The organism is Reyranella sp., assembly GCF_004297265.1.
GTDB lineage: Bacteria > Pseudomonadota > Alphaproteobacteria > Reyranellales > Reyranellaceae > Reyranella.
The window spans coordinates 47,972-62,265 of sequence record NZ_SCUT01000009.1 but is presented as its reverse complement, the minus strand read 5'-3'; the positions used below and the strand labels follow the sequence as shown (position 1 = coordinate 62,265).

General features: G+C 65.6%; 19 protein-coding genes. 10 read left to right on the top strand and 9 right to left on the bottom strand.

Annotation, left to right across the window (positions count from 1 at the left end; all coding sequences use genetic code 11):
• The first annotated feature begins 180 nt into the window (after positions 1–180).
• The 5 genes from EPO41_RS03190 (at position 181) to EPO41_RS03170 (ending at position 3,548) form a co-directional block, all read left to right on the top strand.
• Positions 181–1,365 carry a glutathionylspermidine synthase family protein gene (locus EPO41_RS03190; RefSeq protein WP_296320281.1) on the top strand — a complete coding sequence of 395 codons (1,185 nt, stop codon included), beginning with the start codon at positions 181–183 and terminating at the stop codon, positions 1,363–1,365.
• Between the two features lie 7 nt (positions 1,366–1,372).
• On the top strand, positions 1,373–1,966 hold the full coding sequence (locus EPO41_RS03185) for a hypothetical protein (protein ID WP_296320279.1): 594 nt from the start codon (positions 1,373–1,375) through the stop codon (positions 1,964–1,966).
• 32 nt (positions 1,967–1,998) lie between these two features.
• Positions 1,999–2,250 (top strand): acyl carrier protein, encoded by a 252-nt coding sequence (locus EPO41_RS03180; RefSeq protein WP_296320276.1) that lies wholly within the window; start codon positions 1,999–2,001, stop codon positions 2,248–2,250.
• The gene (locus EPO41_RS03175) at positions 2,244–3,251 is read left to right on the top strand and encodes a hypothetical protein (protein ID WP_296320274.1); all 1,008 of its coding nucleotides are present in this window, start codon (positions 2,244–2,246) and stop codon (positions 3,249–3,251) included. The genes EPO41_RS03180 and EPO41_RS03175 overlap by 7 nt, the downstream gene beginning before the upstream one ends.
• Before the next feature lie 96 nt (positions 3,252–3,347).
• Entirely contained in the window at positions 3,348–3,548 is a 201-nt protein-coding gene (locus EPO41_RS03170) for a hypothetical protein (RefSeq protein WP_296320271.1), read from the top strand.
• Between the two features lie 6 nt (positions 3,549–3,554).
• On the opposite strand, the gene EPO41_RS03165 is transcribed toward EPO41_RS03170, so the two are convergent.
• Positions 3,555–4,334 (bottom strand): hypothetical protein, encoded by a 780-nt coding sequence (locus EPO41_RS03165; RefSeq protein ID WP_296320268.1) that lies wholly within the window; start codon positions 4,332–4,334, stop codon positions 3,555–3,557.
• Positions 4,335–4,351: 17 nt separating this feature from the next.
• Positions 4,352–4,846, bottom strand: coding sequence for a hypothetical protein (locus EPO41_RS03160; RefSeq protein ID WP_296320265.1), 495 nt, complete (start codon positions 4,844–4,846; stop codon positions 4,352–4,354).
• Positions 4,847–5,017: 171 nt separating this feature from the next.
• Here EPO41_RS03160 and nhaA point away from each other — a divergent pair, with 171 nt between their 5' ends.
• Complete coding sequence (gene nhaA, locus EPO41_RS03155) at positions 5,018–6,226, top strand: Na+/H+ antiporter NhaA (RefSeq protein WP_296320262.1); 1,209 nt, start codon at positions 5,018–5,020, stop codon at positions 6,224–6,226.
• A gap of 76 nt (positions 6,227–6,302) precedes the next feature.
• On the opposite strand, the gene EPO41_RS03150 is transcribed toward nhaA, so the two are convergent.
• Positions 6,303–6,671, bottom strand: coding sequence for a DsrE family protein (locus EPO41_RS03150; RefSeq protein WP_296320259.1), 369 nt, complete (start codon positions 6,669–6,671; stop codon positions 6,303–6,305).
• Between the two features lie 68 nt (positions 6,672–6,739).
• Here EPO41_RS03150 and EPO41_RS03145 point away from each other — a divergent pair, with 68 nt between their 5' ends.
• The gene (locus EPO41_RS03145) at positions 6,740–7,741 is read left to right on the top strand and encodes an AraC family transcriptional regulator (RefSeq protein WP_296320256.1); all 1,002 of its coding nucleotides are present in this window, start codon (positions 6,740–6,742) and stop codon (positions 7,739–7,741) included.
• 114 nt (positions 7,742–7,855) lie between these two features.
• Positions 7,856–8,284 (top strand): hypothetical protein, encoded by a 429-nt coding sequence (locus tag EPO41_RS03140; RefSeq protein WP_296320253.1) that lies wholly within the window; start codon positions 7,856–7,858, stop codon positions 8,282–8,284.
• A gap of 121 nt (positions 8,285–8,405) precedes the next feature.
• Here the strand turns inward: EPO41_RS03140 and EPO41_RS03135 are convergent, their stop codons facing one another.
• Both EPO41_RS03135 and EPO41_RS03130 read right to left on the bottom strand, forming a co-directional pair.
• On the bottom strand, positions 8,406–9,032 hold the full coding sequence (locus EPO41_RS03135; RefSeq protein ID WP_296320251.1) for a DUF1062 domain-containing protein: 627 nt from the start codon (positions 9,030–9,032) through the stop codon (positions 8,406–8,408).
• A gap of 377 nt (positions 9,033–9,409) precedes the next feature.
• A complete protein-coding gene (locus EPO41_RS03130) occupies positions 9,410–9,658 on the bottom strand; it encodes a hypothetical protein (protein WP_296320249.1) in 249 nt (82 codons plus the stop codon).
• Positions 9,659–9,905: 247 nt separating this feature from the next.
• Here EPO41_RS03130 and EPO41_RS03125 point away from each other — a divergent pair, with 247 nt between their 5' ends.
• The gene (locus EPO41_RS03125; RefSeq protein WP_296320246.1) at positions 9,906–10,103 is read left to right on the top strand and encodes a hypothetical protein; all 198 of its coding nucleotides are present in this window, start codon (positions 9,906–9,908) and stop codon (positions 10,101–10,103) included.
• A gap of 26 nt (positions 10,104–10,129) precedes the next feature.
• Here the strand turns inward: EPO41_RS03125 and EPO41_RS03120 are convergent, their stop codons facing one another.
• The 4 genes from EPO41_RS03120 to EPO41_RS03105 all read right to left on the bottom strand — a co-directional run bounded on the left by EPO41_RS03120 (position 10,130) and on the right by EPO41_RS03105 (position 13,563).
• The gene (locus tag EPO41_RS03120) at positions 10,130–10,741 is read right to left on the bottom strand and encodes a YccF domain-containing protein (protein WP_296320243.1); all 612 of its coding nucleotides are present in this window, start codon (positions 10,739–10,741) and stop codon (positions 10,130–10,132) included.
• Between the two features lie 138 nt (positions 10,742–10,879).
• Positions 10,880–11,002: a hypothetical protein gene (locus tag EPO41_RS03115; RefSeq protein ID WP_296320240.1), complete on the bottom strand. Its 123-nt coding sequence runs from the start codon at positions 11,000–11,002 to the stop codon at positions 10,880–10,882.
• 52 nt (positions 11,003–11,054) lie between these two features.
• Positions 11,055–11,879, bottom strand: coding sequence for a response regulator (locus EPO41_RS03110; RefSeq protein ID WP_296320237.1), 825 nt, complete (start codon positions 11,877–11,879; stop codon positions 11,055–11,057).
• A gap of 202 nt (positions 11,880–12,081) precedes the next feature.
• Positions 12,082–13,563 (bottom strand): hypothetical protein, encoded by a 1,482-nt coding sequence (locus EPO41_RS03105; protein ID WP_296320234.1) that lies wholly within the window; start codon positions 13,561–13,563, stop codon positions 12,082–12,084.
• Positions 13,564–13,777: 214 nt separating this feature from the next.
• Here EPO41_RS03105 and EPO41_RS03100 point away from each other — a divergent pair, with 214 nt between their 5' ends.
• On the top strand, positions 13,778–14,293 hold the full coding sequence (locus EPO41_RS03100) for an RNA polymerase sigma factor (protein ID WP_296320232.1): 516 nt from the start codon (positions 13,778–13,780) through the stop codon (positions 14,291–14,293).
• Position 14,294 lies beyond the last annotated feature (1 nt).

The window sequence follows — 14,294 nt, the reverse complement described above, 5'->3', positions numbered from 1 at the left end:
GAAGACGGAGGAGTGCATCGGGCCGGTTTCCCGAGCTTGTCCGATGTCGCCGCGGCCCGGACACCAGCCGGGACAGTCCCATCCGCTCATCCGGTGGGTCCTTCTCATGCCCGGGGTCTGGGGCTCTTTGGCGACACGATGCTCGATAGCGATCTGTCAGACTAGTCGAAGATCGCCACCGTGCAGCGCCTCGCAATCGCCGAACGGCCCGACTGGCGGGATCTGGCCGAGCAGACCGGCTTTCGCTACCACACCACAGCCAAGTCGCCGTATTGGACGGACGATGCCTACTATCTCTTAGAGGCGGGCTGCATCGAACGTCTCGTGGAGGCCGCGTCGACGGAACTCTGGGATCTCTGCCTGCAGGTCGTTGACCGCGCCAGTCGCGACGACGAAATCCTGCGGTCCCTCGGCATTCCCGAAACCTGCTGGGGTGCCCTGAGCGAGAGCTGGCGCCGCAGCGACCCGGACCTTCTGGCGCGCTTCGACCTGGCCTTCGACGGTCTCCATCCCGCCAAACTCCATGAGTGCAACGCCGATACGGCCGGTACGCTCTTCGAGGCGGCCGTGTTCCAGTGGATCTGGCTGGAGGATCGGCAACGCGACGGCGACCTGCCTGCCAGCTACGACCAGTTCAACCATCTGCACGAGGCGCTGGTGGGTTCGTTCCACAGGCTCGGCGATACAATGGCCCGGCCGCTCCACATGGCCGCGTCGCTGCGCAACGTCGAGGACCAGATCTGGGCTCGCTACCTGCAGGACTGTGCCACGCAGGCCGGCCATGACGCGCGCTATGTCGACCTCGAGGCAATCCGGCTGAACGGGAGCGGGTTTCTGGTCGATGCCGACGGTCTGCCGATCCGTTCGCTGGTCAAGGCCTATCGCTGGAACGTCCTGCTGCGCGAACCCTATGGACGAAATTTCCTCGCGGCCGGTTCGCCCGGCGTCATCGAACCGCTGTGGAAGCTGGTTCTGGCCTCCAAGGGAATCCTGGTGTGGCTATGGCGGCTGTTTCCCGGCCATCCCAACCTGCTCCCCGCCTGGTTTTCCGGCGATCCGGCGGCGCCTACCGGCAACTGCGTCGTCAAGCCCCTGTTCTCCATCAAGGGGCACAATGTGACGTTGAGGGACCAGACCCTTCCCGCCGGCGGCCTGTCGACGCCCGGGCCTTACGGGCGTGAAGGCTGGGTCGTTCAGGCGCTTCACCGGTTGCCGACCTTCCGGAGTGCCACGCAGACGAGGCATGCGTCCGTCATGAGCTGGATCGTGGGAGGCGCGGTCGAAGGGATCGGAATCCTCGAGTCCGACGGACCGATCATCTTCGACGAATACAGCCGGTTCGTTCCGCACGTCGTTGCGACCTAGGTATCCGATGGCATTGCAGCCCTTCATCCTCGAGCCGCCGTTCACGGCCGACCGGACCTATCTTCACGGGGCCGATATCTTCGACGGCATCGTGCGCCGGATCGGTGCGGCCGCGGCCGACGTCAGGCTCACGCTGACCGTGGCAAGCGACTGCGCCATCGAGGTCTGCGGGGATGACGCGGAGCCTTGCGCGTCTGCGGATATCTGCGGATCCGTGAGCTATCTCGACGACGGTGTTCGCCGGCGGCTTCACCTGCGCCGCCGCCGGGACATGCCGATTCAGGAGCGGTTGCCCCTCGACGAGTCCTCGTTGGTCGAAGGTGCGATTTTTGCCGGCGACAGCGCGTCGATACCCACGGGAGGGGCGCCATTCATGCGGCGTGTCGCAGCTGCCAGCGTGCATCTTCTGCAGTGCAGTTGTCCGGATGACTACTGGACGATCGCCGAGATCTCCTGCGCCCGGCTGCCGCCCCATCGCGCTCCCGCTTCGTTGACGCTTCGCCGGCTTCTGGGCGGTCGCTACTGGAAGGCGACCGCGCGAACGGTGGAGGGAGATGGCGGCGGCACGATACTTCTTGCGCGAGGGCAGCCGCGTCGCTGAAGATTGTTTGATAGCGCACCCAAGGAGAGGGGATGTCGATAAAGGTGACCGAGCAGGGTGTCCGGGAGATCATCGCTGGCGTCGTGGAGCGAGTCTGCACGGATGATCTGCAGGCCTCGGAGGATTTCTATGATTTCGGCTTCGACTCCCTCGATCACGCCCAGATCCTGATGCGGATCGAGGAAGTCTTTGGAGTGTTGATCGCGGAGGACGACCTCGACGATTGCAGGTCGATCGAGGCGATCATCGAATATGCAGCGAGGCCCGTCGGGCAAGCATGCTGACCTACGAGACCCGGAAACTCCTCAGGCGCTGGGCGGGCGGCGAGAGGGAAGCCGTCGAAGCCGAGGTCAGGAACTACGCATGGCTCAATGAAAGGCTGCTGATCCAGGAAACCCTGGATTTCCTGCGCGGTTTCGAGCGTGGTGAGCCCGCCGCGCGGCTCGCCGAGCCGACGTACAGGCACAGAGTCGTATTGTGGACCATCCTCGAATGCGGCTCCCTGGCGGCGGCGAAACACTATGTTTCGAACATTCTCGGACATGCCGACACCAGTACCGGCAAGCTTCCATCGCTCGTTCTCGCAGCACCGGAGACTCCTCCAGACCAGGACGAGATGGAGTTCAAGGACGATCCGGCGGCGGAAATCCAGATCGTGCCCCGCAAGGGATCGCGTAGCGTGCTTTTCGTCTTCACCGGCGGGGCCAAGCGCTTTTCCGGTCCACTCGTGCTCATGCACCAGTGGTTTCGAAGGCTCGATGCGAGCGTCGTCTATCTTCGTGATCACGACGGGATGTTCTACGCGGGCGGCATCGGATCTTTGGGGACAAGCTACGACTATACGATCGAGTGCCTGTCCGAGGTCGCGCGGCTGCTGGGAGGCGAGCGGATACTCTGCACGGGCAGTTCCGCCGGAACGTTCGGCGCCCTTCTCTATGGGCTGGATCTGTCCGCACGGAGGGTTCTCAGCCTGTCGGGACCGTCCCGGCTGGACGAAAGCGCCCAACGCGTCCTCGAACGGCAGAAGCGTCGCCGGCCATCGGCCGCCCCGATCGATCCGGGCTCTCTGGACATGGCCGCGCTCTACGGCCGGGCGCACCGGCGGCCTTTGGTCCGCATGACCTTTGGCGAGAGGAACACAGTGGATCGCCAGGAAGCAGAAAACATGGCGCATCTGCCCGGGGTGGACCTGGACCCGGTTCCCGGGGTCGAAGACCACGACATCCTGTCGTCGATGGGAAGGAGCGGTTTCGAAACGAGGTTGAACTGGCTCGTGTCCGGGTAGCGCCCATACGATTGATACAAAAGGGACGCGCCCCCGCCCCGCCGGCGTCACGGTGCTCATGATATCCTGCGGAAGGCGGTTTTTGCGAGGGTAGCGGTGCGCAGGGACGACAGGAAGCTTGCCGAACTCGAGACGAATCTCAACCGGCTGCGCGACGATCTCAACGATCTGTCGAAGGCGCTGAACGTCAATCCGCGCAACACCAGCCTGGTCATCCGCAGGGTCAACCTGATGGGCCGCATCGTGGCCGCCCAGTCCACCGTCGAACAGCTGCGCGGCGCCCTGCGCCACGCCTAAGCCGGATCAGCCGCCCAGGCCGCGCTTCCTGCGGCAGTCTTCGAGCTGGCGGATCGCCGCGCCGACGTCTGTCAGCGGGAATTCGTAATCCTGCGTCTCGACGCCCACCATGCCTTCACGCCCGCCCTTGCGCAGGCCCGAGAGTTCGGACTCGCCCAGCCAGGCAATGCTCCAGCCGCCGGCGCCGACGCCGCTCATCTGGTTGCCGCCGCCATTGCCGAAACCCTTGCCGTCGACCTGGAACGAGCCCTGCCAGTCCTTCGGCCCCTTCATCGGCACCGCGACCTGCCACTGTCGCGAATCGCCCGGTTGCACGAGATCGACGCCGATGCGGACCCGGCGGCCGCCGGCATTCGAATCCGCCACGCAGTACATGAACGTCTGGCCGCTGCGGGCGGCGCGAATCCGCCAGGGGCCGGCCTGGCCCCAAGGCTTCTCGAACCTGTCGTTGGCGACGATGTCGTAGCCGCCATAGCCGTTGGGGGCGGCCAACTGGCCGTTGGTGCAGCGGCTGGCGAGCCGTCGGATGTGGGTCGAGGCGCTCTCTACCTCGGTGCGGTCGGTCTTCAGGCACCAGTCGACATGCATCTTGGTGACGGCATGCACGCCCTTGCTGAAATCCTGGCAGGCCGGATTGATTGCGATGGCGTCCTTCGCTGCGGTCGCCGCTGCCGCCGCATATTGCTGGCAAAAGGCGGCATCGCCCGGCTCGGCCTGCGCGCCCGCGGGAAGGGCGAGGAGGGCAAGTCCCGTCGCCACGGAAACCAGGTCTTTGCGTGTCATCATTCGGACTCCGGTCAACTCTACTGATGGGACATCATGCAGCCGTCGATCCGCGCGCTCATCGTGTCTGGATCTCCGAGGTCGAAGCTGCGCGTCACGTTACGTGCGGGAAGCTGAACTTCCATGCGCTTCGATTCGAAGAACACGTCGGTGAAGCTGTTCTCGAGCGCCGGGCTCCACAGCCGGTCGGGAGATCCCTGCGCCATCTTGAAGGTGAACCGCTTGCCGCTGGGCCTGAGCACGATCACGGCCTCGTCCCGGGCGCTGCTCGTGCCGGAGCCCGGCAGAATGAACTGGCGCCGACCATCGTCGCCGAAGCTCATCCGCAGCCCTTCATTGTTCGGACCCGTCGTATCGGCGATGCAGCGCACGAACTTGCCCTTGTCGTGGACGATGCTGATGTCCCAGCCACCGAAGGTGCCGAGCTTCTTCGTCTGCGCCACCGCGGGCGCCGCCAACCCGAACGCCGCCACCATCGATCCCAGGGCCAGAAAGCCCCGCAAACGCCCAACCATCGTCACCTCCCCCGAGAGCGCCCCTATGCCACGAATTCGCAGGCCGCTGCAGCTGGATCTTGTTGCCCTCCCGCATCACATCGGCCACAAGAAACGCGGGTGTCCGCACATCGGCGCGGGCAGGGAATAGCGCTGGTCGGGCCGCCAGCGGTCCTTTGTCCTTGCGAGACCATGACCCGCAATCCTCACCGGCGTCCGACCCTGCTGCGCCGCTTCATCGAAAGCGAAGCCTCGGGAGGCATCGTGCTCATGGCGGCAGCGGCGCTGGCGCTGATCGTCGCCAACTCGGGCGTTGCGGCGACGTACTTCGCCGCGCTGAAGGCCTATGTGGGTCCGCTCAGCGTGTCGCACTGGATCAACGATGCGCTGATGGCGGTGTTCTTCCTGCTGGTCGGGCTGGAGATCAAGCGCGAGATCGTCGACGGCCAGCTCTCGACCTGGTCGCGGCGCATCCTGCCCGGCCTTTGCGCTGCCGGCGGCATGGCGGTGCCGGCGCTGATCTTCGCCGGGCTCAACTGGAACAACGGCGAGGTGATCCGCGGCTGGGCGATTCCCACCGCGACCGACATTGCCTTCGCACTGGGCGTGCTCTCGCTGTTCGGCAACCGGGTGCCGGCCTCGATGAAGGTGTTCCTGACGGCGCTCGCCATCATCGACGATCTCGGCGCGGTGCTGATCATCGCGATCTTCTACACCGGCAATCTCGACCTCGCGGCACTGGGCGGTGCGGCCGCCGTGCTGGCGGCGTTGCTGGCGCTCAACCGGCTGGGGGTGAAGGCGCTGTGGCCGTATCTGATCCTGGGCGCGGTCCTGTGGCTGCTGGTGCTGCTCTCGGGCGTCCATGCGACGGTCGCGGGCGTGGCCCTGGCCTTCACCATCCCGCTCACCCGCGCGGCGGGGGGCGGGCACGAACGCGGAGTCTATTCGCCGCTGCATCGGCTGGAGCACGCGCTGGCCAAGGTGGTGCCGTTCGTCATCATCCCGATCTTCGGCTTCGCCAATGCCGGCGTGTCGCTGGCCGGCTTCGACGCGGCCGCGCTGGTCGATCCGCTGACCCTGGGCGTCGCGGGCGGGCTCGTTCTGGGCAAGGTGATCGGAGTCTACGGCACCGCCCGGGCGACCGTGAAGCTCGGCTGGGCCGCCGCACCTGTCGGCGCCGCACCGCTGCATGTGCTGGGCGTGTCGCTGCTCTGCGGCATCGGCTTCACGATGAGCCTGTTCATCGGCCTGCTCGCCTTCCCCAACAACGCGGCCCTGCAGGACGACGTCAAGATCGGCATCCTGCTGGGCTCGTTCGTCTCCGCGGTGCTCGGAGCCCTGGTCCTGATGCTGAGCCCGCGGCCGGATCCCCGGGCCGCGGGTTGGCGTGCCCGGGGATGAGCGACCGTGCCGATAAGTGGCCGTACGGCGCGTCACGGCGACCGAGCGTAGGCGCCGCAGCCACAGAGGCGGACCGTCAGAACGATAGCGTTGCCGCGCCCTCCTTGATCTGCGCGTGCATGGCGCTGGCGCCGGTGATGGTTACGCCCTCGATCAGGTCGGCCTGCTCGTAACCACGCGCCTTGACGCAGGGAGGGCAGGCCCAGATGGTGCCGCCGCGCTTCTGGAAATCCGCGATCAGTGCGGCGAGCGGATCGAGCGGCGCCACATGGGTCATCGCGTGGCCTCCCTTGCGCACGAGGTCGATGGCTGTGCTGGTCAGAAACACAGATACCTTGAGGCCTGCGGTGATGCCGCCATTGGCAATCGTGAACGCCACCGACGAGAGCTCGGAGTCGATGCCCTTCGTCACGAGAACGACGAGCTTGTCAGTTTGTTGTGTCATTGTAATCTCCAGTGTTCGGGTTGACGCGTGAGTGATACTGGAGCGCCCGTCGGGCGTATTTGGCCGCCATGCCGTATAGATTGTCCGAGAATCCTGAAAGTGCCCGCGGCGTCGCTCTGGATGACGTGCTGTCGTCACTTCTGTCGACGATAAGGCTTTCCGGCTCTCTGCAGTTCTGCTTCATGCCGAGTGGTAGCTGGCAGACCGATGCAACGCCCGCCTTCAATTCCCTGGCGTCCAGCCGGGGCAGCGGGGTGATCCCGTTCCACATTGTCGCCGAGGGGACGTGCTGGCTCAGGTTCGCGGATGACCAGACCACACTGGAAGCCGGTGACGTGGTGCTGTTCCCCTTCGGCTCGGGCCATCAGCTCGGAAGTGGCCGCGATGGCAGACTGGTCACGCCAACCAAGGATCTGCCGCCGAAGCCATGGCGGGAGGTTCCGCTGCTGCGCTACGGGGACGACGTGGCCGGCGTGCGAATGCTGTGTGGTTACCTGCAGTGCGAGGCTCTGGGGTTTTCTCCCTTCAGCCGGTCTCTTCCGGAGTTCGTCCATGTCCGTCCCGGAGCGAGCGGCGGTCCAAGCTGGCTCGATTCAACGGTTCGCCAGATGATCACCGAGGTCGATCGGCCGCGCGCCGGTAGCGTCTCGATGGTTCCGCGGCTCACCGAAATCATCTTCATCGAGGTTCTGCGACACCAGATCGTGACCTCTGCGCCGCGGGCGGTCGGCTGGCTTGCTGCTCTCGCCGATCCGTCCCTGTCCCGTTGTCTTTCCATCATCCACGAGGACCCGCGCAGGGAATGGTCGCTGGAGGCTCTTGCGGACGCAGCGAGAATCTCCCGCAGCGTGTTCGCGGAGCGCTTTCGAGCGGTACTCGACATCTCGCCAATTCAGTACGTACGCGAGTGGCGTCTCTATCTCGCGAGCGTTGCGCTTGCGACCACTCGGCAGGCGATCGCCGACATTGCCTTCAATGCCGGGTACGCAAGCGAAGCTTCCTTCAACCGTGCATTCGCTCGCGCCTATGGAGCACCACCAGCCACCTGGCGCGCTTCAGCGCAGTCTTGAAGGAAGGGAGCTGCCCGGACCGACATCGCCGTCGCGCTGGGCGCGGCCCTGCAGGACGGCACCAGGGCCAGGGCCTTCTGAAGACCGTTGCGTCCTCTGCATCGTAGCCGCTAAATGACTGCGCTTCTCTACAGGATCGCCGAAGGCATGCCGCTCCACTGGACGATCGATTCGCGGGCCAAGCTCCTGGTGGCCGTCGCGGAGGGCGCCGTCGAACTCGCCGAGTTCCATCGCATGCTGGACGTCGTCGCCAGTTCGAGCATCCTGGGCTACCGCAAGCTGTTCGACGGCCTCCTGGGCGAGACTCTGATGGGTCCGACGGAGCTGCTCTCGGTGGGCGTTCGCCTTCGATCCCTGCACATTGCCGCCGGCTCCGCGATCGGTCCGCTCGCCCTCGTCGTGCGCGACGAGAATTACTGGCAGGTGGCGCGGTTGCTGGGGATCCTCGCCGTCCCCAAGAGGCCAATGCGCGTGTTCAAGCAGGCGGACAAGGCCCGCGCCTGGCTCGACTCGCCCGCCATCCTGGCCAGCGTGCCGAACTGAGCCGCCCGCGTACGCTCCGAACAGCCTGATTGATGTCGTGTTTGCACCTTGGAGGAATGGGCTGATAACCGACCAATCCATTCCGGGAACGGATCTCAGACTGACTGATTGTCCGTCCGCGTCATTGGGTAAAGCACACCGAAGGCACGGCCTGCGCTGTCTCGACGACCACCTGCATCCCATCCCGCACCAGCCGTCGAAGATCGGCGCCCTCCGGCACCGTCCGGATCATCCCCGCCTTTGCCATCCGCCGAACCGCACTCCGCGACAGTCGCAACTCACTCGCTAGAAGCCGGTCGGTGCGCAGACCGATCGGGTGCGGTACGCGGCACTCGATCTCCAGTCTCAGCACCGGCATCCGGCGTGGTTCTTCGAGGACGCACTGCGTCACCAGCACGTCGTCGAACTCCTGCATGCGATCGGTCCAGCGCTTCAGCGCGGCGACATCGAAGGCGAGGGTGCGAACGAGGGTGGGGTCGTTCGACTGCAGCGCCCGCAGGTATTCGCGGTCGAGCGTGCCGACGGCGCGGCGCTCGACGATCGGGCGGTTCCAGGTGCCGTCGCAGTCGGCGCATCGGTAGACGAGCCAGGCGTCGACGCGCCGGCCGTTGGCGTTGAGCCGAATGCGGCCGCTGCTGCGGAAGCCGCGCGGGCCGCGGCAGCGGCTGCAATGGAGCCAGGGTTGCGGCTCGGTTCGGGGAGTCATCGTCCACTGCACGCGCAGGGTCTGGGGATGGATATTGGACACGCCGGTTGGATCTTCCCGTTGGGAAGCCCGGCGAGGCGGCGGCTGGAGCGAGGCCCCCTCTGGTCAGGGGCGCGGCGTGGCAGGGATGATCTGAAGCGGACGCGAATGAATGAAGCAGTCCTGGAGGCGGTGGTCAGCGATGCCAAACCGGTCTCGAACCGCCACCCGACGGGCTCACGCGCGCAGGCACTCATGCGCATGCGCAAGGACAGGCGGCGTCGCATCGCGTCGCCGCACGATCGGGGAACTGCTGAGACCGGTGTTACTTAGGCAAGGTGAACTCGGACCGCTTCGTTGCTGGAGGGAGTTGCGTAGCCGAGGGGCATGGGGCTGGCAAGCTATCGTGCCAATCCCGGCCTGTTCTTGGTGTGGCGGGCTCAGTATTTCGTGTCGCCGCCGCCGCTGGCGGCGCCGCGCGCCGAATCTTCCTTGATCCGCTGCTCGAGCATGGTCGAGGAGCTGGTGGCGCCGGTCCAGGTCGCGTTGACGTTGGATCGGACGCCCATGTAGCGCTCCGACGCCGCACCGGTGGCGCCGGGGTTGCCGCCGGTGGTGCCGGCGCTGCCGCCGCTGCTGCAGCCGGCCAGGATCAGGAACATCGCCGCGAACGGCACTTTCATCGACATGGAACCTCCGCTGAAGACATGCTGGTTCCGCCAACAGGCGACCGTTGGCGACGTTGCATGTTTTTCGTTGGACAAGGCGTTGGCAAGGCCCTTGGCGGACCGGCTCTCCTCGGCGCTGCCTTCGGGGGCTGAACCCGGCGAGGCGCTGCCACCCACGCGTTTCGCATATCTGGCGTAGGCGTCTGCAGGTTGCGTCTTGCAGGCGTAGGGTATTGCATGGGGCTGCAGTCCAACGCCGGAGGGGCGCATGGCCATGCAGGACTTCATCCGCCGGAAAAATATCGAGAACCTGACGAAGCAACTCGCGAGCGGGCAGCTCGACGAGGCACAACGCCGCTATGTCCAGCAGAAGCTGGCCGAGGAACTCGCGGAGGACAGGGCTGCGGCGGACGTTCTTCGGCCGCCGGCGGACGGAAGCGGCGGCGGAGACGCGGCTTCCTGCTGATCGCGCGCTCGTTCGGAATGATGGTATCAGCCGCGGCGCCGGTCGATCTCGGCGCGGGCGTTGCGGCGCGCCATCTCTTCGGCGACCGCCGACGGCACGCAGACCTTGTTCACCGGGTTGAGCACGGTGCCGAGCGACTTGGCGATCACCAGGGCAACCGGGATGCCGACGATCGACAGGCACAGCGCGAACACCTGGATCGCGTTCAGGATCACGAACACCACGCCGAACGGCAGGTAGAGGATCATCACCAAGGTCGAGTAGGCGCGCCACACCGGGTTCTGCGGCATGTCGAGATCGGACCTGCTCACCATCTCGTTGCCGAACGGCGCCAGCAGGAACTTGCCGAACTCCATCAGCCCGAGCCCCAGCGGCGCGGTGACGACCAGCAGCGTGAGCAGCAGGCCAAGCAGCCAATAGAAGGCCGCTGTGAGGAACCCGAGGAACGGGATGTGCCACAGAATGTTGCCCAATGTCCGCACCGTCGCTCTCTCCCCTTCGCCGTCCACGGCGTGACCCACCATGCGCCGTCCGCCGGGAGGATGGCAATCGTCGCCGGCGGCGCGCCGCTCGCCGATGATGGCGCAGGGCGAGGCATACTCCGCGCCCGACCGAAACAGGGTCGAGATGCGTTGCATTCCATCACATCGACCATGGCAAAGGCTTCGACAACAAGGCCGCCTGGACTGTCCAGCGCCAGCACCTTGTGTCCGAGTACGTCGCGATCGGTCGAATCACAGCGCGACTTTCAGGCGGCCGGCATCGCCCTCGGCAACCTACCCCTCGGCCAGGACGATCCGCCGGCCCTCCGGAAGGGTGAGCGCCCAGAAAGTCATGGCGGAGGCCGACGGGCCGGTCCATGCGAGCAGCAAGACCAACAGCAGGGCGGCGATGCGCATGGTACGAACCGCCGGAGTATGCGCGCATCGTCCTGGCGCGTGCGCCGCAATGCTAGCCGTGTCCGGCTTCCGGGCGATCGCCATCTCCGGGAACGTCATCCGCCAGGATCACCTTCATTTTCCGGGCAAGGTCTCTCGGGCGATAGGGCTTCACCAGAAGGTTGGTGTTCGGCGTGATGTTGCCTCTCCGGATCAAAGCGTGGGCGAAGTAGCCTGACGTAAAGAGGACCCTGAGGTCGGGCCTGAGCAGCCGCGCCTGTTCCGCAAGCTCGCCGCCATCCATGCCGGGCATCACCACGTCGGTGAAGAGCACATCGATACTGTCGTCACGTCTCAGGATGTCCAGCGCCTCCGCGCCACTCGCAACTGCGAGCACTTCATAGTCCAGGTCCTTGAGCGTGGCCTCGGCCGTCATGCGGACCTGGTCGTCGTCATCGACCACAAGGACCTTGGGAAGCGAGGTGCTCTCGCCGATTGCCGACCCGCGGCCAGCTCGGGGTCCGCTCTGCAGGGCGGCTTCGAGCGACTGCATCATGAGGCCGAACGCGACCAGGTTGCGCCGGGAGTCGCGTAGGGAAATGACGACTTCTCTCAGTGCCCGACGCGCCCCGTTTCTGTGGGTCCGCTGGCAGATCTCTTCGTGCCGGCCCTTCTTGCGGGCTATGGCCAGCGACAGGGGTGCGCCGTCGCAGTCACAGGACTCAGGCGGGAGGATGCTTCCGTAGGCCCGCCCGACCGCCTGGGCCTCTTCGTAGCCGAGCAGGTTCGTCGCCCCGGCATTCCAACTCAAGACTCTGCCGTCCGTATCGAGCAGTACAAGTGCGCAATCCTTGAGGTTGTCGACCATAAGCTGTTTCAAATGATCGTTTGCCGGCATGTCTAATTCCAAACTCCGTAGACGGAACCTAAGGCGTCGCCTCGGGTGTACTACGCAGAGTGAGTGTGACTGGTTTCAATGCTACTGAAGGAACTCACGACGTTGTGAGAATGCCGAGAATGGTTGCGCCGGGATTCAAAGAAATCCGACGCTGCGGCTCCCAGGCTGGAGTGAGCCGGCAGCATTGCGGCCGGCGACCTCCCTACTTGCAGTGAACCTCGATGCGGCGCGGCGGCGTCTTGAACCAGGGCGGCGTGCTGTCCATCGCCGGCTGCGGCCTGGGCCAGGCGCCCGACTTCAGGCGTGCCTCGATCAGCGGAACGAGCTGCTGCAGGATCACCCAACCCTTCATGCGCGTGCCGGGATAGGTCGTGTGGACGCCGTCGGCATAGAGGTCGGGATCGAACGGCATGCGGCCGGCGACGTCGATGAAGTCGATGCCGTGTTCCTGCGTGTATTTCTTCAGCACCCGGTTCTGGAAGTTGGCCAGCCGCTCGAGGTCGCGATAGCGCCAAGGGTACATGTAGAGGTTCAGGTAATCCCAGATCATGCGATTGCGGACCGGGTCGAGCTTCAGCCCGTCCTTCACCATCCACAGGAACGAGGTGACCGCCAGCTCGGCATCGATGGGCTTCAGGTCGGCCTGGATCCGGTCGAGGTCACCCAGGATCTGAGTGAGCGACACCGGCAGGTCCTTGCGCGCGAGGTCGGGATCGGTCTCGGACAGATCCTTCGGCCAGGTGAGCTGGTAGTCGGGCTTGGGCGCCTCCAGTCCTGTGGACGGCAGCTCGTCGGAGGCGCGCAGGACCTGGATGCGGCGCACGATATCCGAATAGCGCGCCAGTACGTTGAGCCACGCAGGTCCAGGCGGCTCGCGCGGCTTCATCGGCTGCGGCTTCTCGCCCTGGGGCATCGACGCCACCAGGCTCTCCAGCCTGAACTGGTTGCCGCCCTCATGATAGATCACCAGGTCCGGCCGCGCCGGCACGATCTCGGTGCGGACGATCGACTCGATTCCCTCGGAGTTGATCGATTCGCGGGCCGCGCTGGCGACCTCGATCTTGAGGTCGGGTCGGTTCTTCGCCGCCCACAGGTTCAGCCAGTGCGCGATGAACTCCGGATAGGAATAGGGCATCTGGTGCGTGTCGGCCGTCGTCGAGGCGCCGGCGAACACGATGCGGATGGTCTTCGGCGCGCGCGCGAAATCGATCGGCGCGCCGCGCCAGCCCAGATCGTTGGTCACCAGCCCGATCGGCGAGGTGGTGTCCGGTCTGAAGCGGAAGGGCGGGTTGGGCTTGCCGTCCTCGGGATCGAAGAGTTCGAGCGAACCCGGCGCGTTGGCGAAGAACGGGCTCTTGCAGGGATCGCCCACCAGCACCGAGTTCCAGATCTTGAAGACCTCGGGGGATTGGAACGGGGTGCCCGCCTTCTGCAGGGTACGGTCGAGCTCCATCGCCTCGGGCGGCACCGGCTTGCGATTGGGCAGCGGCGGCGGATCGCTGAAGAACCAGGCCCGCTCGACCGACGGTGCCCGCGGCACGTCGTCGAGGCGCTCGGCCGTCGTATCGTTGCCGATGTTCACCAGGCGGACGGGCAGTTCGAGCTGGGTGAGGGGCAGTCCTGCCAGGACGCGCGCGGCGCCTTCGGCGAAGATCAACCCGATCAGAATGGTGACGGACACCATGATGGCATTCGCCAACGTTCGACCGTTCAAGGGCTTGTCCTCTGCTGCTGATGCTCCTCGGGAAGCCGTTCTAGGGGGACCGGCGTGCGAGGAAAAGGGCGACATTGTCGCCCGCAGCCGTAGCTGTCAGGGCGTCGACGCGATGCGGACCGATTGATTTCAGGTGACGATCCGCCTATAGGTGTTGCGAATCATTCGCATTTCTGGTCGACTTTTGGCACCCTCGTCCACGTCCCTGTCCGTCTACATCGAGCATCGCGACGACCTGCTGAACTATGCCAACAAGTTCCTGGGCGACCGGGCGGTCGCCGAGGATGTCGTGCAGGAAGCCTGGCTGCGCCTGTCGTCGCGGGACGCCAAGGGGCAGGAGATCGGCCATCCGCTGAGCTACCTCTATTCCATCGTCCGGAACCTGGCGCTCGACTGGGCCAAGCGCCGGGTGAGGGAAGTGCCGCAGTCGCCGGAGAGCGCGACTTGGCAGGTGCTGCCCGCGTCGACCCCGACCGCCGAGGACGTCGTGTTGCAGCGCGACGAGTTCCGGGCGCTGCTCGACGCGATCCAGGAACTGCCCGAACGGACCCAGCTCGCCTTCCGCATGTACAAGCTCGAGGAACGGCCGCTTCAGGAAGTGGCGGACCGTCTCAAACTCTCCGTCCCGCGCACCCACCAGATCGTGGCCGAGGCGCTGGTGCATGCCATGCAGCGCCTGCTCGGCGACGAGGACAGGTAGC